The organism is Streptomyces sp. NPDC050560, assembly GCF_044457285.1.
Classification (GTDB): domain Bacteria; phylum Actinomycetota; class Actinomycetes; order Streptomycetales; family Streptomycetaceae; genus Streptomyces.
The window spans coordinates 12,157-30,900 of record NZ_JBITGT010000019.1 but is presented as its reverse complement, the minus strand read 5'-3'; the positions used below and the strand labels follow the sequence as shown (position 1 = coordinate 30,900).

Genomic DNA, 18,744 nt, shown 5'->3' with positions numbered 1-18,744 from the left:
TCCTTTTCCTTTCCTTCTGAGTCGTGGGGGAGCCCACGTCAGTGCGAGCCCGTCAAAGCCGCCGAGGCCGGCCCGGACACAGTGACGTTGGTCCGCGCCGCGGGCGTGTTGCGGCTTCGGGTGAAGCGGACGACACCATCGGTGATCGCGGCGCACACGCCGGGGATGTCCCCGACCTCCAGCGCCTCCGCCCAGGTCCCGCCCGCCGATCCCAGCGGTGCGTCGAGCACGAGCAGATCCGCCGGCCTACCGACCTCCAGCAGTCCGGCATCGAGGCCGTAAATCCTGGAAACGTTGCCGGTGGCTGCCGCGATGGCGGTCTGCCAGGAAAGTCCGTCGAGCGAGACGAGTTCGGCCATCAGGTGCCACAGCGCGAGCGGGACGACGCCCGTCCCGGTCGGTGTGTCGCTTGCGATCAGGAGGCGTGACTCCTGCCCGTGTTCACGGATCAGCCCGCAAAGCTCCAGGGAGGAGCGCAGGTTGCCTGCCATCACCAGCTGAAGAGCCATGTCGCTCTGAGTCACCAGGCGCTCGTTGTGCCCGGGGGGCATGGCGGTCGGTCCGCCGTTCGCGTGGAAGGCGACGTTGGGGTTGATCTTCAGCAGGGCGTCGGCGTCCATCCGTTCCAATGTCCCCGGGATGGACCCGCCGCCGGTGTGGACGGTTACGACGATGCCCGCTTCCCTGGCGTCCCGGACGAGGTCAACGTAGTCCAACGGGGAACGGACGGCCCCGAACCCCCCCTTGGCCAGCCATACGCCCTGCTCACGCAGGTAGTGGAAGTCTGCAAGGGTGAGCCCCGGCTCCAGGATGACCGACCCGGCGTGCACGGTCATCCCACCGGGCCGGAAGTGTTGGAACGCACGCTGCGCCGCGACCGCGAGGGCCTTGACGCCCTCGGGGTCCTTCGGTCGACCCGGCACGTGCACCTCACTGGCGCTGAGCGCACGGGTGACTCCCCCGTGGACATAGCTCTCCAGAAACCCCACGGTCTGCTGGCGCGGAGTGAAGTCGCCGAATGTGACGTGCACATGAGAGTCGATCAAGCCAGGGACCACACCCGCGCCGTTGGCATCGAGCACGGTGTCGTGGACGCCCGCATCCACATCGCTGGAATCACCGATCCATGTGATGACCCCGCCGTCACAGACGAGCGCATCGCCCGCCAGCGGCGTGCCGTCGAGGTCGCCGCTATGGCTCAGCCCGAGAGAAGTGATGGCAAGACTCATGGGTGTTCCTTTGACGCGGTCATGTGACAAGGGATGTCGGCTGCGGACGCTGTCCGCAGGCACGTCACGCCCATAAGATCTACTGTCGTCTGTAGACACCTAGCGTGCATGAGGGCCCCTCTTCCGAGGGTGGGCCGACATCACTCCGTGAGTTGTATCGCGCTCATCGGACACAGCGGGATCGCTGCGCGGGCTGCGGCCTGATCGGCGGGGTCGTCGAGAGTCGCCCGGAGGACGACGGCCTGTCCGGCGTCGTCCAGGTCGAACAGGTCAGGCGCGGCGGGTACGCAGTTGCCGTATCCCTGGCAGAGCGAGAGGTCGACGGTGAGCCGCATCAGAGGAAGACTCCAAGGTTCTTGGTCCCGAGTGACGACTGGTCCAGGATGATCACTCGTCGCGTGATGAGCCATGCCTCCCCCTCGCGCCGCAGGGTGTCCCGCCGCTCGCCCACGATCAGATCGTGCGCGCCGTGATCACCTCGGCTGCGGAAGAGCATCATGTTCGTCCGAGCGGCGAGCTGCCCGGTCCCGGTCTCTCGGCGCACCCGCACGTTAGTGATCAGGCGGCGCGTGTGGGACGGGGGGTTCTCGGCCCACGCGACGTCGGTACGCAGTCGCTTGACCCGCAGGCCGAGAGACGACTTCGTCTCGTCGAAGTGACCGATGTCGTCGATGATGTCGTTCGCCGGCGCCCTGCGGGTCACCCGGATCGGCGCGGTGTACTCCAACTCCGGGGCGAACAGCTCCAGCCACTCCTCCCAGCGGCGCTCATCGAGCAGTTCCGCCTCCCGGTAGTAGAGATCCTCCACCTCGACCCGGGTCGCGAGGTCGACCGTCGCTCCTTCGCCGGCCCCAGTCATCGCACTTCCTCAAGGACGTGGTTGCGCCATACCCGGTAGTAGGTCCGGGCCGCGGCTTCGCTGAACTTGCCGTCGTACACATCGCCCGGCCCGGGGAACTCGCCCGGCGGCAGCGGTGGCGCGTCCAGGCCCATGCCGTAGTGCAGGAGGAACTCCTCCTGGCGGTACAGCGCGGCGTTGGACGACCTCGTCTGCGCTTCCCAGTTCTCGGTGTCGTCCTGGTCGAACATCCCGGACGAGCTGAAGGTCTGGATGTACATCTTCCTGCCCAAGCGCTTCCACCACTCCGGCGCGCCCCGCTCCACCAGGTGCCATGACCAGACCTGGGTGCGGTCGGGACCGGCCGGCTGCCACACCCGGAGCATCGCGCCGCTCACACGGCGCCCCTCGATCTCGATGAAGTTCGGGATGAGGAAGGAGAAGTTGGGGAACACGTTGCCGTGCAGGTTCTTGACCCGCGCGAGCGTCTGCGCCTGGCCCCCGTCGAGACGGGTTGCGTACTCCTCCGCGAGTTCGGCCGGGAAATAGGACTCCCCGTCGAAGTGCACGCCGATCCCGAGTCCGTGGCCCCCGCCGGGATCGACGTGGTAGCCGTCGCGACCGAAGTCAACACCTTTGACCATGCCGAGCCGGGAGAGGAAGGAATGCGCGGTGGCGGTGTGATAGGCGTCCGCCGTGAAGTTCTCCGACGGCAGCCTCCAGTTCGTCGGCACCATCCACCGTTCGGGCACGCCGACGACCTCCATCTCGGCCCGTCCGACGATCAGGTCGAGGTACCAGCGGACGTCTCCCAGGAACTCGTCCAGTGACGGCCCGCTCCTCGACCACGTCGCGAACACCAGGCCCTGGTAGATCTCCGCGCGAGCCTCGACGAGGTGGAGCGCATCGCGGTCAAGACCCTCAGGGTAGGCCGATCGCTCGAACGGAGCGCCCATCAAGGTACCCATGAACTCGCCCCTGGAACCGTACGTGAAGCCGTGGTACGGACATCGCCAGTTGGCCACCTCCCCGAAGTCCTCACAGGCCAGCCGCATACCGCGGTGCCTGCAAGCGTTCAGGAAGACGCGCACGACACCGTCGTCCCCCCGCCCGACGATGACGGACTCCTCCCCCATGCTGCGCACCACGAACGACCCCGGGTTGGGGATCTCGGAGGTGTGGGCAAGGAACAGCCACGTCGACCCGAACAGGCGTTCACGCTCCAGCTCGTAAACGTCCGGGTCGGTGTAGACGAACATCGGGATCTGACCCCGCTCGGGCAGGACCGTCTTGCGGATGCGGTCCGCCAGCTCCAGTCGGCCTTGTGCGTCGTAGCGACTCATGTAAACAGAATACACTTTCACATTTAGCGGGTCGAGGGCCTGCAGCGGGTCGAGGGCCTGCGCGGCCCCCAAGGGGTCAACCCCTGCGCCGCGTACGGGGACGGCAAGGGCTGCGGTGGCACCCAGCCCCTCGTTTACCACACGCATCGTTGACACCCGGGACCCGGGTAGGCAAATGTCTGACATTCGTATTGGTACCCTACGGGGGTGAACAACATCAAGGCCCCACGCAAAACGGCAAGCTTGGCAGCACAGCTCGTGGACAGCCTCCGGTCGCACATCGCAGCAGGTGAGTGGCCTGTGGGAACACGTATCCCGTCCGAGCACGACCTTGTGGAGCAGCTTGGAGTCGGACGCACCACCCTTCGTGAGGCGCTCGGCGCCCTGGTCCATCTGGGGCTCCTGGAGGCGCGCGTCGGCGACGGAACCTACGTTCGCGCTTCGAGTGAACTCCAGTCGGTGATGGTGCGGCGGGCGAGCTCGGCGGAGCGCGACGAGGTCCTCGAACTGCGTGCGGTCCTGGAGGAGCATGCCTCCGGGGCTGCCGCGCGGCGTCGCAGCCAGGACGACATCGACAAGCTGAGAGATCTCCTGGGCGACGTGGAAAGGGCCACCGCCAGTGGTGACATGCCGGCGGTGGTCGGCGTGGACGGGCTGTTCCACCGGACAGTTGTACAGACGAGCGGCAACGCCCTTCTCATCGAGGTCTACGACTACCTGGGGACAGCTCTCGCATCCACCCTGGGTGGCCTGCCCTGGGATGCCGATGCCGCCGATGGGCATGCCCGCCTCCATGTCAGGCTCGTCGACGCCATCGAGGCAGGCGACGAGATCGGCGCCCGACACACCGCAGCCGCGATCGTCCGCCTCAACCACGACCACACAACGGAGACGCCCGTGCCGGAAGCAGGGACGCCACAAACGGAGGCCAGGCAGTGAGCACCGAACAAACGACCGCCACTGACGCGGTCACCGGCCATCGGACTACCGCCCCGGACACACCACGCCACGCCGTCCCGCTCGGGCTTGTCCTCGCCATCCTGCTCATAGCGGCAAACCTGCGCACGACCCTGACCGGTGTCGGCGCGTTGCTCCCGGCGATCGAGCACGGCAGCGGACTGACATCGAGCTGGGGAGGACTTCTCAGCACACTTCCGCTGCTGACCTTCGCGGCGACCTCCCCCCTGGTGGCCCGTGCTTCTTATCGCTTCGGCACCGCACGCCTGCTGGTCACCGCTCTCGTCGCGTTGGCCATCGGAACGATTATCCGGTCCATGCCCTCGGTCATCTGCCTGTTCGCGGGCACGGTGATCCTCTCTGCCGCCATCGCGTTCGGGAACGTGCTGCTGCCCGCACTCATCAGGCGCAGTGTCCCACTGGAACGCATCCACACCGTCAGCGCGCTCTACGTCACCGTCATGGGTCTGACGGCAGCGGTCTCCTCCGGTATCTCGGTCCCCCTCGCGCACACCCTGCCGGGTTCCTGGCACACCGCGCTCGCCTGGGGCCTCGCCTTCACCGTCGTCGCGCTCGTGGTCTGGCTTCCCCGGGTACGCGGCGACAAGCCGCAAGCTGCCACCACGGGTACGACGCGCGGCCGGGTCCCGTGGCGCTCCCGGCTGGCGTGGCAGGTCAGCTTCTTCATGGGTCTACAGTCCCTGGGCTTCTACGCCGTCATCGCATGGCTGCCCAGCATCCTGGTAGACCAGGGCATGACAAGCACCGCGGCAGGGTGGATGCTGTTCTACTACCAGCTCGTCGCCCTGCTCGCGAGCAGTCTCATCCCCCTCCTCACCCGCGGACGCCGCGACCAACGGTGGATCGCCGCAGGCGCCTCGGTCACCGTCGCGGGGGGCTTCGCCCTGCTGCTGCTCGCGCCCGGCCTGTCGCTTCTCGCCTGCGCGCTCCTGGGTCTCGGCGGCGGGGCATGCCTCGTCCTCGCCCTGACATTCCAGAGCCAACGCGCAGGGAGTACCGGCGAGGCCGCGGCTCTGGCGGGGATGGCGCAGTCCATCGGCTACGTCGTGGCAGCGGCCGGCCCGCTCCTGCTCGGCATCCTGCACGACGGGACCGGCGGCTGGACACTCCCTCTCGCTCTGCTCGCGCTCTTCAGCGCTGCCATGGCCGGTGCCGGATACGGTGCGGGTCGTGACCGCCAGGTCGGTGACCACCCGACCGCGTGATCACACGACAGGGGTGGGGGCCGCGCGCAAGCCGGAGGGTTCACGGGATCCCCTCCGATCGCCTGAGCCCGCCGGGATCTCACCGCCACGGTGGCTCTCTGAAGAGGTCGTCCTCGATCTCGATCTGTCGGCTTGGCTTTAGAGCGGTTACCAGGGCCGATGTACCTAATTGTGTTAGCCGTTCTTAAAACAGCTGATCCTCTTGCCGGTACTGGTTTGCTTCACCGATCCTCTTCGGCCCATGCCGTCGGTCTCGTGGCGCCCTGGTAGGAGGACGAGTTGGTCCGTGCGGGTCCTTCGCGGACGGTGGCGCCGGGGTGCGGAGCGTCGATAGCACGACCGCTGCCGATGTAGATCGAGACGTGGGTGATGGATCGGGGGTCGGTACCGAAGAACAGAAGGTCGCCGGGGGCGATCGGTGTTCTTTTCGGTAGGCGGGGGCCCCGTTCGTATTGGGCTTGTGCGCTGCGGGGGATGGTGGTTCCGGCGGCGTGGTAGGCGGCTTTGGTGAGGCCGGAGCAGTCGAAGCCGCCCTCGGCGGGGCCATTGCCGCCCCAGAGGTAGGGGGTGCCGATCTGGGCTCGGGCGTAGGCGACCGCGGCGGCGGCGGTGCTGGATGGTGCGGTGTTTGCGGTTTCGTAGGTGTGGGCGGTTTTGAGGACTTTGTCGACGTACCAGGTGGCGTGGTTGTAGGCGTAGATCGCGGCTCGGAGGTTCTTGCCGTTTCGTGCGCCGTTGGCGCAGAGGAGGCGGGCGGCGGCGTAGACGGCGTCGGTGGGGTCCCAGGGGGTGGGTGGGTTCTTTCCGCCGGGGGGAACGGGGCGTGCGTAGTGCTGGAAGGTGGAGGGGAGGAACTGCATCGGTCCGACGGCTCCGGCGGTGGAGACCATGGTGGGGTGGCGTCCGTGGTCGGTCTCGACCTTGCCGATGGCCGCGAGGAGGGTCCAGGGCAGGCCGGGGCAGGTGGGTGCCGCGCGTTGGTAGAGCGCGAGCATGCCGGCGGGAATGTCGGCCAGGGCGTGTGTGCTGGGTGAGGCTGCTGTCGTGCTCGTGGAGGAGAGGCTGCTGAGCAGGGCGGCGCCGGTGAGTGCGGCCAGTACCGGCAGGGTGAGGAGGGTGCATCCGATGCCGGTGGCGGTCTTGGTGAGGGGGGAATTCACAGGGTGGGGGTGGTTTTGGGCGGGCGGGGTGGGACGGGGAGGGTGAGGGCGGTGTCGGCGTCGGTGGGTTCGAGTCCTGTGGCGGGGGTGAGGTGGCGCCACTGTTCGGTGAGGTGGGTGAGGGTTTCGCGGTGTGTGCCGGGTTGGAGTGGGGCCCACCAGGGGCCCCAGGGGTTGGTGGTGGTGAGGTCCGTGGAGGAAGTGGCGATGTTCAGGTCGAGTTGGTCTGCGGTGGGGGTGAGGCGGGTGCGGAGGGCTTGTTCGCGGGTGGTGGTGCGGGTGTGGATGAGGAGGGCGGGGCGGGTGCCGGTGGCGGTGGTGAAGGCGGCGTAGCTGGCGAGTTTGGCTTCGACGCGGGCGAGGGGCTGCGTGCCGGTGTCGTGTTCGAGGAAGAACGGCAGGAGGCGGCCGTTGGTCTGCCAGTGGGCGTAGGCGTCGGGGCGGATGATGTCGCTCCAGCGGCGGGCGCAGGAGCGTTCCGATAGCCACAGTGCGAGGCCCTCATCGGGTGTGGTGTGGGCGTGGGCGGCGAGGTGGGTGAGGAGTTCGTTGACGCCGAGGTCGTGGCCGAGGGTGGGGCTGTAGGCGATGCGTCCGGTGTGGGTGGGGCGCCATCCGAGGGCGGCCGGATCGAGAGCGGCGTGGGCGGCGAGGACGGCGGCGCCGGCGGGGCCGAGGGTGTAGTGCTCGGGGGCGGAGCCGGACTGGGTGAGGGGGCGGAAGGAGTCCAGGACGGCGTCGTGGTGCAGGGTGCGCAGGCGGCGTTGTGCTGAGCGGGGTGACGGGAAGGCCAGGCGGGCGATCTGGTGGGTGGTCAGGACGCGGTGTTCGTGGAGCATGCGGATGAGCCAGAGGTCGCGCAGGGTGAGGCGGCGGGCGAGGGCGGCGATGTTGGCGTGCGGGGAGAGGCGTCGGCGGGTGGTGGCGGCGCGGGCGGTGTAGCGGGAGCCGGGGCCGTTGGCGGGGCGGGGCAGTGCGGGCATGCGCTGTTCTCCAGTGGGGTGTGGGGGCGGGCCCGGGTTAGGGGGTGGCGCGGCGTGGGCGGGTGCGGGTGGCGGCCGCGGCACGGAGGTCTGCTGCCCGGCCGGGGACGGGTTGGGGCAGGGGGTGGGTGGTGAGGGTGAAGGCGGCTGTTTCGGCTCCGCCAGTGAGGAGGTGTGCGGCGGCCTGGTAGGGGCCGAGGTGGGCGAGGTCGTGTGCGGCGAGGGTGGGCAGGGTGTGGCGTTCCAGGGCGGCGCTGTCCTCGGGTGAGGCGCTGAAGAACAGCTTGTTGCGGGCGTTGGCGGAGATGCCCTCGCGCAGGTCACGGGGGAGCTGCGCGAGGTGCTGGTGGGCCAGGAGCATGGACAGGCGGTAGCCGCGGGCTTCGGCGAGCATGTCCTCCAGGGGGTAGGGCAGCGTGAGGAAGTTGTGGGCCTCGTCGATGGCGAGTGCGGCGTCGATCCGGGTGTGTTCGGGGGTGCGGGCGCGGGCTGCGGCGGCCTGCCAGGTGCCGGCGACGATGAAGGACCCGAGGAGGCGGGCGGTTTCTTCGCCGAGGGCTCCTTTGGGGAGGCGCGCGAGGAGGATGCCGCCGTCGAGAACGTGGGCGAGGTCGAAGGTGGAGGGTCCTGCGCTGATGGTGCGGCGGGCGAAGTCGCGCAGCAGGAAGGCGCGGAGCTTGTTCATGACGGGGCCGATGACGGCGGCGCGTGAGGGCTCGGACATGGACTCGTACCAGGTCCAGAAGCCGCGCAGGACGGGGTCTTTGAGGGCGGGGATGATGCGCAGGCGGTAGGCGGGTTCGCCCAGGAGGCGGGGGATGTCGGCGAGGGTGACCAACTGGCGGGTGCGGTCGCGGTGTTTGAGGAGGGTCAGGCAGGCGGCGCGCATGACGTCGTCGGTTCTGGGTCCCCAGAAGGCGGCGAAGATGCGGCGGAAGATGCCGGTGATGTTGTCGACGGTGACGTCGATGTCGGCTCCGGTGTCGCCGAGGACGTTCAGGCAGGGCGGGGTGTGGGGGTCGTCGGGGTCGATGAGGACCAGGCGGTCGGCGGTGGTGTCGGGGAGCCGGTCGAGGAGGTCGGTGACCAGGTCGCCCTTGGGGTCGATGACGATGACGCCGCGGTGGTGGCGGACGTCGTCGAGGACGAGGTTGGCGATGAGGGTGGACTTGCCGGAGCCGGTCGCGCCCATGACGTGGAGGTGGTGGCGGGCGTCGGGGACGGCGAGTCCGACCGGGCGGCGGGCGCCGGTGTCGGAACGGCCGAGGGGTTTGACGTCGGCTGCCGGGGCGGGGATGGAGGGGGGTGGCAGGACGGAGCGGGCGCCGGCTCGCTGGAGGCCGGGCGCGTCCGCGTCGACGGGGAGGTGGGCGAGGGCGGCGAGTTCCGGCACGGACAGTAGCGCGCAGCGCGGCGGGAAGCGGCGGGCGGCGAGTGCGGGTTCGGGGTGTGGCAGGCGAGTGCGGGCGAGGTAGTTGTGGTCGGCGTAGAGGCCGAATGCGGAGGCGAGGGCGTGGGCCCGCCCGCGCGCGATGTCGCCCGCCCGCTCTGCCGCGGGGTGGCAGGTGGCGGCGTAGGTGAGGGCGCACTGCCATTGGGGGCCCGCGAGCTTCGTGGCCGCGTGGCGCACGGCCGGGCCGTGCTCCGGGTCCTGTTTGCCGGTGCTGGTGGGCTGGGGGCGGTGCAGGAGCAGCGCGGCCAGGGTGGGCAGGCGGGCTGGGGTGCGTCCGACCTTCAGGCGCCTGGCCTGGCGGCGGGCGCGGCGCAGGGCGGCGCCGGTAGCCGGGCGGGCGAGGATCTGCACGCACGCGGTCTCGTGCTCGCCCATGCCGGTGGCGGCTTGGAGCAGCGCGCGCAGGGGATCGGTGGTGTGGTCGGTGCGCAGCGGGTGGGCGTCGGGGCGGGCCAGCCGCAGCCGTCCGGCCGAGACCGTGTGCGCGGCCGTGAGTGGGGGTGTGGCGGTGGTGACGCGGGTGTGGGCGCCGGGCCAGGCAGCCTCCACGGCGCGGCGTACCAGGCCGAGGGGCACGGTGCCCGGGACCCAGAGGCGGATGCGTAGTCCCGTGTGGGACCAGGTGTATTCGAAGGCGAGGTGGGGCTGGCCGGTCAGCAGGCGCCGCCACCAGGGACGGAGAAGTCCGGTGAGCTGGGCCCACAGGACCTCACCGCCGCGCCGTGGCACGGTGGGCGGGGCGAGGATCTCGACGCCGTGGGCGCCGTCGGCAAGCCGCTGCTGGTGCAGGAGCCGCCAGGAGCGTTTCAGGGCACCGGCCGTGGCCAGGATGCCCGCGGCGCCGGGGAGCAGGGTCGGAGCGTGTGTGCCGAGCCAGTGGGCGCCACCGCTTGTGACGGATGTCCACGTGGTGCCGGGATCGGTGAGGAAGTCGACGAGCGGTCCGCGGGGCTGGGGGGCGGTGCGGGCTGTCCCCGCCATCATGACTCTGTCCGAGAGCCGTGGGCCCCATCGAAGTCATCCGGGTCGTCGAGCTGTTGGGCGGCGAGTTCGCGTGGGTCGGTGGTGATGACCTCGTGCTCGCCGGGCGCCGCGACGCTGATCAGGGCGACTTTGTGCCGGCGGTCGCCGGTGAGCAGGAGAGCTTCGCCGCGGGTGGCAGTGAGGAGGAACTCCCGCTCGCCGTGGCAGAGGTGGAAGTTCTCGGTGATCGTGTCGATGGCCTGTGGTGCCTGGCGCAGGAGGATCTGGGTGGCGGCGTTGGAGACGATGGCGCGCCCGAGGGGGGAGGCGAGGACGTCGTCGGCGTCCTGGGTGATCACGGCGAGTCCTGTCCAGTACTTCCGGCTGGCCTTGGACATCCGGAAGAGGAATTCGGCCCCCGCGCCGTTGCGCATGAGGGTCCACGCCTCGTCGACGACGACGAGGTGGCGGCCCGCGGGGGTGCGGTGGGTGACGTGGCGCCAGATGGTGTCCAGGGCCAGAAGCATCGCGGGAGCCCTGACCTCCTCGGGGAGCCGTCGGAGGGCGAACACGACGAGGTGTCCGGTGGCGGCGCGCGTGCTGAGGCCATTGAACAGGCGGGCGTGCGAGCCGGTCGTGAAGGGCACAAGCCGCTCGGCCAGGCTCTTCGCCTCGGGGGACGCCTCCTGCGCCAGGGTCGAGGCGAGGTCGGCCAGCACGGGAGGGGTGCGCTGCCAGGTGCGGGGGTCCGACGTGATTCCGGCCTGTGCATAGGTGGCCAGCAGGGCCCGGTCCAGCAGGGCCTTCTCCGCGGTCGCCGGTTCGGCGCCGAGCAGGACCGCGAGGAAGGTGTGGAGGAACAACACACGTCTCGTCAGGGCATCGTCGGTCTCGTGCGGCCTCGGGGGCAGGTCGAAGGGGTTGAGGCACACTCCTTCGGCGCCGGGCGCGATGATCTGGCCGCCCACTGTTTCGGCGAGGCGGACGTATTCGTCTTCGGGATCGATGACCGAGGCGGTAACGCCGGTGAACAGCAGCCGCAGCAGTTCGAGTTTGGCGAGGTAGCTCTTGCCGGCCCCGGAGCGGGCGAGGGTGATGGAGTTGTAGTTGTCCTGGGTGAAGCGGTCCCACATCACCGGGGCGGCGGAGACGGCGTTCAGCCCGTAGAGCACGCCCGAGGCGGTGCCGTCGTCCGCGGTGGTGACGGGCAGGTCCGGGCTGGTGAAGGGGAAGCAGGCGGCGAGGGCCGCGGTGTCGAAGGTGCGGCGCACGCGCAGGGTGTCAATGCCGAGGGGGAGGGTGGCCAGCCACGCGGGCAGGGCCCGGTAGGTGGCGGGAGCGACGGTCAGGAGAAGGGATTCGGCGATGGCGCGGACGGCGGCGGCCTGCTCGGCGAGGGTGGCCTCGTCGGGGGCGTGCACGGTGAGGTAGAGGGCGACTTGGAAGAGCCGCCCTTCGCCGCGGGCGATGCGGTAGGCGAGGTCGGCGGCGTCCGCGGCGGCAGCCTCCACCTCGGGGTCGTCGAGGCGGCCCTTGTCGAAGCCGGTGCGGCGCCCGGACTCCAGACGGGCGCGCTGCTTCTTCAGGCCGGCGGCGGCGAGGGGGTTGGGGACGGGCTCGATGTGCAGGGCGATGTCGAGGTGGCCGGGGTAGTTCACGAGCGGGGACAGCCAGCCGGGTGTGACCTCGGCCGGATAGCCGGTGACCACCATGCTGGTCACTAGGTGGGCGCCGAGGGCCAGGGTACGGGCGTGCACCTCGACGGCCTCGGGACCGGCGGCATCCAGCAGCGAGGCCCCGTCCACAGTCCGCTGCCCGGCGACGGGCTGACGGGGAAAGCGCTTCATGAGGGACCGCTTTCCGTTCGGGGTTCGGGCGGCAGAGGGGTGTCGGGGTTGCAGGCGGCGCTCACCAGGGCGGTGCTCTGAGCGGGGTTCATGGGGGTGACGGTGATTTCTGCGGCGGCGAGGGCGCGGGCGGATTCCGCGACGCGTTGGAGCGCACGCCCGGCTCCCGCCTGCCCGCTTCCTGTCCGGCGTCGGCCGCCGTCGGGCGCCGGCTCGCGGGCGGCCAGGACGACCTGCCGGGCCAGCAGGTTGCTGTCGACGGCGAGGTCGGCGAGGAAGTCGGCGTGAGCGCGGGCTGCCCGCTCCAGCGCTGGGTGGGGCAGTGCGGCGGCTTTGTGGTGCAGGGTGGCGGCCGTCGGAGCGAGGTCGAGTCGGTGGCAGCGCACCAGTACCTGGGTGGGCCCGGTCAGGGAGTTGAGCCAGCGTGCGAACGCCGCGATCAGGTTCTGTTGTTCTGCGGCCGAGCGCAGCTCGAAGTTGACCGTGGAGCAGGTCGCCAGGGCGGCTTTCCCCTCCTCGGCCAGGTCGAGGACGCCGGCGGGCGTGACGCCGTCGTACGGCATCGTCATCGCGGCCGGTGGCCTGCCCGCGGCGTCGGCCCAGCGTCGGGGAACGGCTGAGGGCAGCGGCGGCACCCCTTCGGGGGCGTGGACACGACGCTTGGGTGCGCGCAGGTGGGTGAGCGCGGCGAGCAGGAAGCTGTCCAGGCCGACGCCCTCACGACGGCCGAGCGCGAGGGCGGTGACCGCTCCGGCGATCGAGACCGTCAACGCCAGATAGGCGAGGGGTGCCAGGAATCCGCGGCTGGCCCACCAGCCGCCGTACAGCACGAGTGCGGCGCTGGCGAGGATGGCGGTCTGCCGCGCGGTGAAAGGCCCCACCAGGCGGTCGGGGCGTGAGATGTCGACGGGGACACGGGTGGCCGGTACGGCCTCGTCTGTTTGGTCCATGTCGGGGTCACCTCCGGGGCGGTTCGAGGGGAAGCCAGAGCTGAACGGGACGCGGCGGACGGACACGGACGCGGGGGGCCGCCACGGGCAGCGTCATTTGGCGAGTCCGGGGCGAGCGCGGGACAGGGCGGTCGGCCGTCGAGCGGAACAGGCCGCGCGGGGGCGCTGGTGGCGGTACGGGGCTTCCCGGCGGTGCCGTGCTGCGTTCGGCGGTGATGGGCAGCCAGAGCTGCGTCGGTCTCGGAGGGCGGGCCGGGACGCGTTCCGCGGTGACGGGGAGGGCGAGTTGCTGTGTGCGGCGTGCCTGGGCGGGATGCGTCACGATGCCGGGGCCTCTCAGTGCGCGGGGGACGGGGGCCGCCTGAGGCCCCGGACGGGAGGGCGGCGCTTTCTGAGGCGGTGGAAACGCGGCGCCCATCGGGCGGCCTGGCAGCGGCTCCCGGCCCGGGGACCGTTCGGAACCGGCCGGCCCGGGGCCTCGCGGAGCCGCCCTTTCCGGTGCCGGGCGATGGCTTTCGGGGGCGGCGACGGGGATGCGCGTCTCCGGGCCCTGGGCTGGGTTGGCCGTGCGCGTGCGGGAGCGGGGCGATGGGCGGGGTCCGTTCGGCCGGCCTCCGCCGCCTCCGGGCAGACCCCCGCCCCCGGGACCTCCCCAGTGCCTGATGCCAAAGCCGCCTCCTCCCGGCCCGCGCCCCAGAGGCACGCGGCCGGGCAGGTAGTGCTCCACGATCCGGTACATCGCCAGGTGCTTGAGCATCCGCACCCCGCTGGGGACGTGGGGATTGTGCAGGGGTGTGCCACGCAGGACGACTTGAAGCGTCCAGCCCGGGATCTTGAAGAGCACCCAGAAGAGGGCGACCCCGGCGAGCATCGTGCCCAGTTGATCGGAGCGGGGGATGCCCAGGGTCGTCGCGCCGGGGGCGAAGAAGAGCTTCAGGGCCAGGACGAACGTCAGGGACTGGGCGACCTGGATGACCAGGCACCCGGCCAGGGCCCGCCACCACAACCGGGCGACGGGATCGCTCAACGGGTGCGCGTGGCACGCGAGCATCAGCGGCGCTGCGACGGCCAGCAGCGCCATGACCGCGATCCGTACGAAGAACCCGATCACCACGGCCAGGACCAGCACAATCATCACGATGCCGATGACCAGCAGATACAACTGGAGCCCTGGCGCACCGAACAGCGCGAACGGCAGTACCCGTTCGACCGCGCCCTGCCCGGCGTCTTTCAGGTCGGTGGCCATGATCGCGTGGGCGAGGGCATTGGAGAGGCTGATCGCCTTGGCCATCACCGTCAGTGAGGTGGCCGCCGCGGTCATACCGAGCAGGAGGCGAGGGGCGATCTGGCGCAGCGTGTAGCGGCTCTGGACGGTCTCGTGGCCCATGACGGTGATGCCGCCCGCGGTCACGAACAGGACGTAGATGCCGACCGTGAGCGTCAGTGTCCCGGTCCACATCCGCTTGATGTCGGCGTGCCCGGTGACGTCGGGGGTGGCCAGCAGGGTATCCGCGAGGAACTCCCGTACCGGCTTCATGATCTGCTCGACCAGCGTCCCGAGGAACGAGGTGACGGCGTTCACGATCATGCCCGGGATGTCGAGCATCTCGCCGAGTCCGAACCCGCCGCTGTTGTCGCAGTCGCTGGGGTCACCGTCCGCCGCGCACGCCTGCGGCGTCGGGCCCGGAGTCGGCTCCGGCGAAGCGGGAGGTGGCCGTTCGGGGGCGGGGCGGTCCGGGGCGGGAGTCGGGCCGGGCGTGGGGGCGGGCCGAGTCGGTGAGTCGTGCGCGCCGTCTGCGGCGGAGGGTCCGGGGGCGGGATGGGGTTCCGGCTCGGGGGCCTCCGGGGCCGTCATGACCGCCGCGGAGGCCGTATGCACGGTGAACGCAGCGGCGGGCGGTACGAGGAGGAAGACGAGCACCACGGGCAGCAGCACCACCAGGCGCCGCAGCGCCGGTCGGGCGCTGCTCACTGGGACCCGCCGCCGACTCCGACGATGCCTTGCAGGACCGTGACCACAACCGGTGCGAGAACGGCCAGCCCGTAGCCAATGGCTGCGGCCTTCAGGGCCCGCTTGCCCGCTTCGACCTCGCCCGGGTCGCCCCCGGCCATCAGGTAGCGCAGCCCGCCGAAGGTCAGGAACAGGGTGGCAAGGCCGGCGAGGAGGCCGATGATCCAGTTGCGCAGATTGTCGATCACGGTCGGGATGTCCGCGACCGCCCACGCCACCGGCGAGGCGATCAGGATCAGCGCGGGCGCCAGGGCCGCGGCGCAGCCGGTCCGGGCCGCCCGGCGCGCCACCGTCCTGCTCGGCAGTCGGCACGGTCGGCGAAGTTCTGCGGGCACGGCGAACGACCTCCAGCAGACGATGCAGTACGACGGACAGCTCCGGGCCCCCGCGACGCAGGGCAGCGCGATACGGGGGGCTGTGGAGGTGGGGTGAGCACGATCCTCGTTCCCGGGGCCGTCCTCCTCGGCCGGACGGCGGGAAACGGGGGCTCGGGTTGTCAGCACGAGACGGTGTGCTCACCCCACCCGCGGCGCACGACCGGCGTTGCCCGCCGGGCGTGCGCCTGACCGGCCTCCTCCGAATGCCAGGGGCACCGGCGAAGGCCGTCACCGGTGATAGGGATTCCGACGGGGACGCTTTGACATCCGCAGCCGGAATCCCCTGCCCGGTTCACCTCATTGCTCGCGCGCCCCGCCCCCGCGCGCCCCGCCCCTGAGGTACGCGGCCAGATGCTGCTCGGCGGCCGCACGGTGCCGGTAGAGCTGACGGGCGCTCACCCCGCGCTCGGCGGCCAGTGCGGACATCAGCTCCCCGCCCAGCCGCGTGCGGGCGATCAACCGCGCCTCGTCGACGCTCAGGACTTGGACCTTGACCGCGCCGGCGAGCACCGAATACTCGTCGGCGTCCTCGGTAGCACTCTTGGCAGTGTCCTTGCACCCGGGCAATGCCAGTTCGTCCAGGTCCTCGGGCTGCGGTCCCGACTCCCGCGCCGCGCGGCGCCAAGCCGCGTACACGGCGCGGTGTACCGCCCGGTCGGCAGCGGCGAACAGCTCCCTGCCGACGTCCTGGACCTCCATGTCCACGACCCGCAGAGCGGCGGTGACCGCCGTCAGCGCCTCCTGTTCAAGGTCAGCCCGTTCCAGCCCCGCCGGACGCGTCAGGCGGGCGAGCATCCGGCGCAGCACCGGCAGCGTCATCGCGAGGGCCACGGTCTCCCACGGCTCGCGAAGTCGCTGAGCACGCGTGACCACTTCCTGCCAGGTCTGCCGGCGCAGAGCGGGCTCCGTGGCCGGGTGGGCGAGGCGGGCCCGGACCTGGTCGACGGGCAGCGTGGCGCACTCCGGCTCCGCCCAGACCAGGTCTGCGGGGAGGGTGAGCGGGACGGGCGTACGCGCGAGGGCGAGGAAGGACTCCTCCAGCGCACGCAGCGGCGAACGGTCATCGCCGTACGGGCGGGTGGGGCGGCAGGCGGTGCAGTGCGAGTGGTGCACGGATGCTCCTTGCGGGGCGTGGCGGACAACGTCTGCCGCCACCCCTTTCAACCCGCCGCACCAGCCCCGGACCGTCCGCGTGCCGGTGCCGAGCCGCCTCCCGCCCTGTGGTCCGGCCTGTGCGATGGCCCCCAACTGGCCCACCGCGGCTGACCGGTGCCGTTCCCCCGCAGGGAGCATCCGATATCGAACATGAAGAAATTTCGCGATCCCGCGCTCGTCTCCGTCCCCGACTCCCGCAGTGGCTCGGCGGTGGCTCGCGACCGGCCCGGACCTGGCTCGCCCCGCCCTGACCTGCTAGGACATCTCTGCATGGGCGGAAAGCGGCTATGTGGACCGGCGTGCGTCCGCCTCGCCGGTGCGGTTCGAACGGCCGCACAGGCGATGGCAATTCCACCGCCGCGTTTCCCTATCACCTCTCGTCAGCACGTGACGGACCCGATCCCCGTCCCCGGGGCCCAACGCCCCATGTCCCACGCCTCACCACGCAACCGAGCCCACGGCCCTTCCGCGCCGCTTCCGGCAACCATCTGGCTCCCCGACCCCGCACAGTCCTCCGAGCCTCCCGCCGCCGACCGCGTGCTGCCGGACTGGGCGACCGCCAAGATCCGCTCCGAGTTCGCCCGCCGCCCCGGTCACCCGCCCGCGCCCCTGCTGCGGATCTCCATCCCCGACACCGCCCCCGGCATGGACACCCGTATCCGCTGCACGCTGGACACCGACGACGCCGACACCACCACCGCCTCCCTGCTCCTCGGCGAACTCCATCCGGACGCCCTCCCCGCCCCCGGCGACCGCCTGGCCCCTCTCTCGACCGAGATGTCCGCCGCGATGGAGAACGGCTGGCCCGGCTTCTTCCACCGCGCCCACTGCCTCCTGCCCGCGAACGGAACCCTCCTGCTGGCCGCCCGCCAGCGCCGCAGCGATGGAACCCTCGCCGACCCCCTCGGCTCCCTCATCGCCGCAGCCCGCACCGCCGGCTTCACCTACCTCCAGCACATCGTCATCGCCCACGCACGCCCAGACGGAGACAGCCTCGTCCCCAGCCCGCCCGACGACGCCGACCCCGGGGTCACCCACAGCGACCTCATCGTCTTCTCCGCGATCCACTACGCCTGAAGCCCAAGGAGCCGCGTGCCCACCTCACCCTCGCTGTGGAACACCGCCCCCACCTCGCCCTGGGCTCAGCGCAAAAACCGCTACGTCCCCGGCACCTCCGCCCACCCCGCGAAGATGTTCCCGGCCCTCGCTGCCCACGCCATCCGCACCTACACCCACCCCGGCGACCTGGTCCTCGACCCGCTGTGCGGCATCGGTACCACGCTCGTCGAAGCCATCGACCTCGGCCGCCACGCACTCGGCGTCGAATACGAAACACGCTGGGCCCACCTCGCCCGGCTCAACGCCGCCTACGCCGAGCACCGCGGCGGCACGGGTACGGCGACCGTCCACCACGGAGACGCACGACGCCTCACCACCCTCATCCCCGAGGCGTTCCACGGCCGAGTGGACCTCGTCCTCACCTCACCCCCCTACGGCACCAGCGCCCACGGCCGCGTCCGCTCCACCCGCGAAAGCGGCAAACCCGGTGTCGCCAAGTGGGACCACCGCTACAGCCGCAACCCCACCAACCTCGCCCACGTCTCCAACGACCAGCTCCTGGGCGCCTTCACCGGCATCCTCACCCAGTGCCGCACCCTGTTGCGGCCCGGCGGCACCGTCGTCGTCACCGCACGCCCCTGGCGCGAACGCGGCGAACTCATCGACCTGCCCTCAGCCGTACTCGCCGCAGGCCGCACCGCCGGACTCATCCCCACCGCCCGCTGCGTCGCCCTCCTCGCCGGCATCCGCAACGGCCGCCTCGTACCGCGCCCGTCCTTCTTCCAGATGAAAAACGTCCGCGACGCCCGCCGAGAAGGAATCCCGCTGTCGGTGATCCAGCACGAGGACGTTTTGGTTTTCACTCGCCCGGCCCTCTTGCCCTGGTCCCGTGACACCGAGCCCCGGGGCGTGGACCCGAAGAATTGCTGAGGGGAGTGCAAGGACTCGACTGGGCTGCTGATGAGGAGGAAAAGGCCGTCTCCATGCCCCAGTCTGCTTCGCCAGTCAACAGACACAACCACGGTATTGACGACGCGGCTGGAGGCGAGCGTCCATCGTCGTCAGACGACGTGTCGTCTGCGCTACCAGGAACTTCGGCAGTGGCGCGGGCAAGGGGCGCATCGTCTGTGACCGTACGGTACGTCGTCGTCGACGGGCCCGCCGGGAATGCACTTGCTCGACGTCAAGCAGAG

General features: G+C 70.8%; 17 protein-coding genes. 5 read left to right on the top strand and 12 right to left on the bottom strand.

Translation table 11 applies throughout. The annotated features are described in order from the left end of the window. Positions 1-38: 38 nt before the first annotated feature. From ACIBIW_RS32425 to ACIBIW_RS32410, 4 genes are all read right to left on the bottom strand, one after another. A complete protein-coding gene (locus ACIBIW_RS32425; RefSeq protein ID WP_399341386.1) occupies positions 39-1,229 on the bottom strand; it encodes an amidohydrolase family protein in 1,191 nt (396 codons plus the stop codon). A gap of 140 nt (positions 1,230-1,369) precedes the next feature. Continuing rightward, positions 1,370-1,564, bottom strand: a complete 195-nt coding sequence (locus ACIBIW_RS32420) for a ferredoxin (protein ID WP_399341384.1) — start codon at positions 1,562-1,564, stop codon at positions 1,370-1,372. Beyond that, on the bottom strand, positions 1,564-2,088 hold the full coding sequence (locus ACIBIW_RS32415) for an aromatic-ring-hydroxylating dioxygenase subunit beta (RefSeq protein ID WP_399341381.1): 525 nt from the start codon (positions 2,086-2,088) through the stop codon (positions 1,564-1,566). The genes ACIBIW_RS32420 and ACIBIW_RS32415 overlap by 1 nt, the downstream gene beginning before the upstream one ends. Further along, positions 2,085-3,410 carry an aromatic ring-hydroxylating dioxygenase subunit alpha gene (locus ACIBIW_RS32410; RefSeq protein ID WP_399341379.1) on the bottom strand — a complete coding sequence of 442 codons (1,326 nt, stop codon included), beginning with the start codon at positions 3,408-3,410 and terminating at the stop codon, positions 2,085-2,087. Before ACIBIW_RS32410 ends, ACIBIW_RS32415 begins: the two co-directional genes overlap by 4 nt. Before the next feature lie 207 nt (positions 3,411-3,617). On the opposite strand from ACIBIW_RS32410, the gene ACIBIW_RS32405 reads away from it, so the two are divergent. Together ACIBIW_RS32405 and ACIBIW_RS32400 are read left to right on the top strand one after the other, a co-directional pair. Beyond that, the gene (locus tag ACIBIW_RS32405; protein ID WP_399341377.1) at positions 3,618-4,349 is read left to right on the top strand and encodes a FadR/GntR family transcriptional regulator; all 732 of its coding nucleotides are present in this window, start codon (positions 3,618-3,620) and stop codon (positions 4,347-4,349) included. Beyond that, on the top strand, positions 4,346-5,593 hold the full coding sequence (locus ACIBIW_RS32400; RefSeq protein WP_399341375.1) for a CynX/NimT family MFS transporter: 1,248 nt from the start codon (positions 4,346-4,348) through the stop codon (positions 5,591-5,593). The genes ACIBIW_RS32405 and ACIBIW_RS32400 overlap by 4 nt, the downstream gene beginning before the upstream one ends. Before the next feature lie 221 nt (positions 5,594-5,814). Here ACIBIW_RS32400 and ACIBIW_RS32395 read toward each other — a convergent pair whose 3' ends face one another. Genes ACIBIW_RS32395 through ACIBIW_RS32365 form a run of 7 tightly spaced genes read right to left on the bottom strand, consistent with a single transcriptional unit; the run spans position 5,815 to position 15,211 of the window. Continuing rightward, on the bottom strand, positions 5,815-6,753 hold the full coding sequence (locus ACIBIW_RS32395; protein WP_399341373.1) for an NlpC/P60 family protein: 939 nt from the start codon (positions 6,751-6,753) through the stop codon (positions 5,815-5,817). Next, positions 6,750-7,736 carry a replication-relaxation family protein gene (locus ACIBIW_RS32390; protein WP_399341372.1) on the bottom strand — a complete coding sequence of 329 codons (987 nt, stop codon included), beginning with the start codon at positions 7,734-7,736 and terminating at the stop codon, positions 6,750-6,752. The genes ACIBIW_RS32395 and ACIBIW_RS32390 overlap by 4 nt, the downstream gene beginning before the upstream one ends. Positions 7,737-7,773: 37 nt before the next feature. After that, positions 7,774-10,170, bottom strand: a complete 2,397-nt coding sequence (locus tag ACIBIW_RS32385; RefSeq protein ID WP_399341370.1) for a type IV secretory system conjugative DNA transfer family protein — start codon at positions 10,168-10,170, stop codon at positions 7,774-7,776. Next, positions 10,170-11,999 carry a VirB4 family type IV secretion system protein gene (locus ACIBIW_RS32380; RefSeq protein WP_399341368.1) on the bottom strand — a complete coding sequence of 610 codons (1,830 nt, stop codon included), beginning with the start codon at positions 11,997-11,999 and terminating at the stop codon, positions 10,170-10,172. Before ACIBIW_RS32380 ends, ACIBIW_RS32385 begins: the two co-directional genes overlap by 1 nt. After that, positions 11,996-12,949 (bottom strand): PrgI family protein, encoded by a 954-nt coding sequence (locus tag ACIBIW_RS32375; protein ID WP_399341366.1) that lies wholly within the window; start codon positions 12,947-12,949, stop codon positions 11,996-11,998. The genes ACIBIW_RS32380 and ACIBIW_RS32375 overlap by 4 nt, the downstream gene beginning before the upstream one ends. Before the next feature lie 7 nt (positions 12,950-12,956). Continuing rightward, positions 12,957-14,921: a hypothetical protein gene (locus tag ACIBIW_RS32370; RefSeq protein ID WP_399341363.1), complete on the bottom strand. Its 1,965-nt coding sequence runs from the start codon at positions 14,919-14,921 to the stop codon at positions 12,957-12,959. Then, positions 14,918-15,211: a pilin gene (locus ACIBIW_RS32365; RefSeq protein ID WP_399341600.1), complete on the bottom strand. Its 294-nt coding sequence runs from the start codon at positions 15,209-15,211 to the stop codon at positions 14,918-14,920. Before ACIBIW_RS32365 ends, ACIBIW_RS32370 begins: the two co-directional genes overlap by 4 nt. Between ACIBIW_RS32365 and ACIBIW_RS32360 the strand changes: the two genes are divergently transcribed. Next, a complete protein-coding gene (locus tag ACIBIW_RS32360; protein WP_399341608.1) occupies positions 15,156-15,392 on the top strand; it encodes a hypothetical protein in 237 nt (78 codons plus the stop codon). The genes ACIBIW_RS32365 and ACIBIW_RS32360 overlap by 56 nt on opposite strands. A 242-nt stretch (positions 15,393-15,634) precedes the next feature. On the opposite strand, the gene ACIBIW_RS32355 is transcribed toward ACIBIW_RS32360, so the two are convergent. Further along, positions 15,635-16,450 (bottom strand): ECF-type sigma factor, encoded by an 816-nt coding sequence (locus tag ACIBIW_RS32355; protein ID WP_399341361.1) that lies wholly within the window; start codon positions 16,448-16,450, stop codon positions 15,635-15,637. A gap of 429 nt (positions 16,451-16,879) precedes the next feature. Between ACIBIW_RS32355 and ACIBIW_RS32350 the strand changes: the two genes are divergently transcribed. Both ACIBIW_RS32350 and ACIBIW_RS32345 read left to right on the top strand, forming a co-directional pair. After that, positions 16,880-17,569, top strand: coding sequence for a hypothetical protein (locus ACIBIW_RS32350; protein WP_399341359.1), 690 nt, complete (start codon positions 16,880-16,882; stop codon positions 17,567-17,569). 15 nt (positions 17,570-17,584) lie between these two features. After that, entirely contained in the window at positions 17,585-18,481 is an 897-nt protein-coding gene (locus ACIBIW_RS32345) for a TRM11 family SAM-dependent methyltransferase (RefSeq protein WP_399341357.1), read from the top strand. Positions 18,482-18,744 lie beyond the last annotated feature (263 nt).

What these genes read in the sequence shown, in the direction of transcription:
- ACIBIW_RS32410 (WP_399341379.1), bottom strand. Translation starts at nt 3,410, where the DNA reads ATGAGTCGCTACGACGCACAAGGCCGACTGGAGCTGGCGGACCGCATC.
- ACIBIW_RS32420 (WP_399341384.1), bottom strand. Translation starts at nt 1,564, where the DNA reads ATGCGGCTCACCGTCGACCTCTCGCTCTGCCAGGGATACGGCAACTGC.
- ACIBIW_RS32415 (WP_399341381.1), bottom strand. Translation starts at nt 2,088, where the DNA reads ATGACTGGGGCCGGCGAAGGAGCGACGGTCGACCTCGCGACCCGGGTC.
- ACIBIW_RS32385 (WP_399341370.1), bottom strand. Translation starts at nt 10,170, where the DNA reads ATGGCGGGGACAGCCCGCACCGCCCCCCAGCCCCGCGGACCGCTCGTC.
- ACIBIW_RS32380 (WP_399341368.1), bottom strand. Translation starts at nt 11,999, where the DNA reads ATGAAGCGCTTTCCCCGTCAGCCCGTCGCCGGGCAGCGGACTGTGGAC.
- ACIBIW_RS32390 (WP_399341372.1), bottom strand. Translation starts at nt 7,736, where the DNA reads ATGCCCGCACTGCCCCGCCCCGCCAACGGCCCCGGCTCCCGCTACACC.
- ACIBIW_RS32360 (WP_399341608.1), top strand. Translation starts at nt 15,156, where the DNA reads ATGTCCGCGACCGCCCACGCCACCGGCGAGGCGATCAGGATCAGCGCG.
- ACIBIW_RS32375 (WP_399341366.1), bottom strand. Translation starts at nt 12,949, where the DNA reads ATGGACCAAACAGACGAGGCCGTACCGGCCACCCGTGTCCCCGTCGAC.
- ACIBIW_RS32425 (WP_399341386.1), bottom strand. Translation starts at nt 1,229, where the DNA reads ATGAGTCTTGCCATCACTTCTCTCGGGCTGAGCCATAGCGGCGACCTC.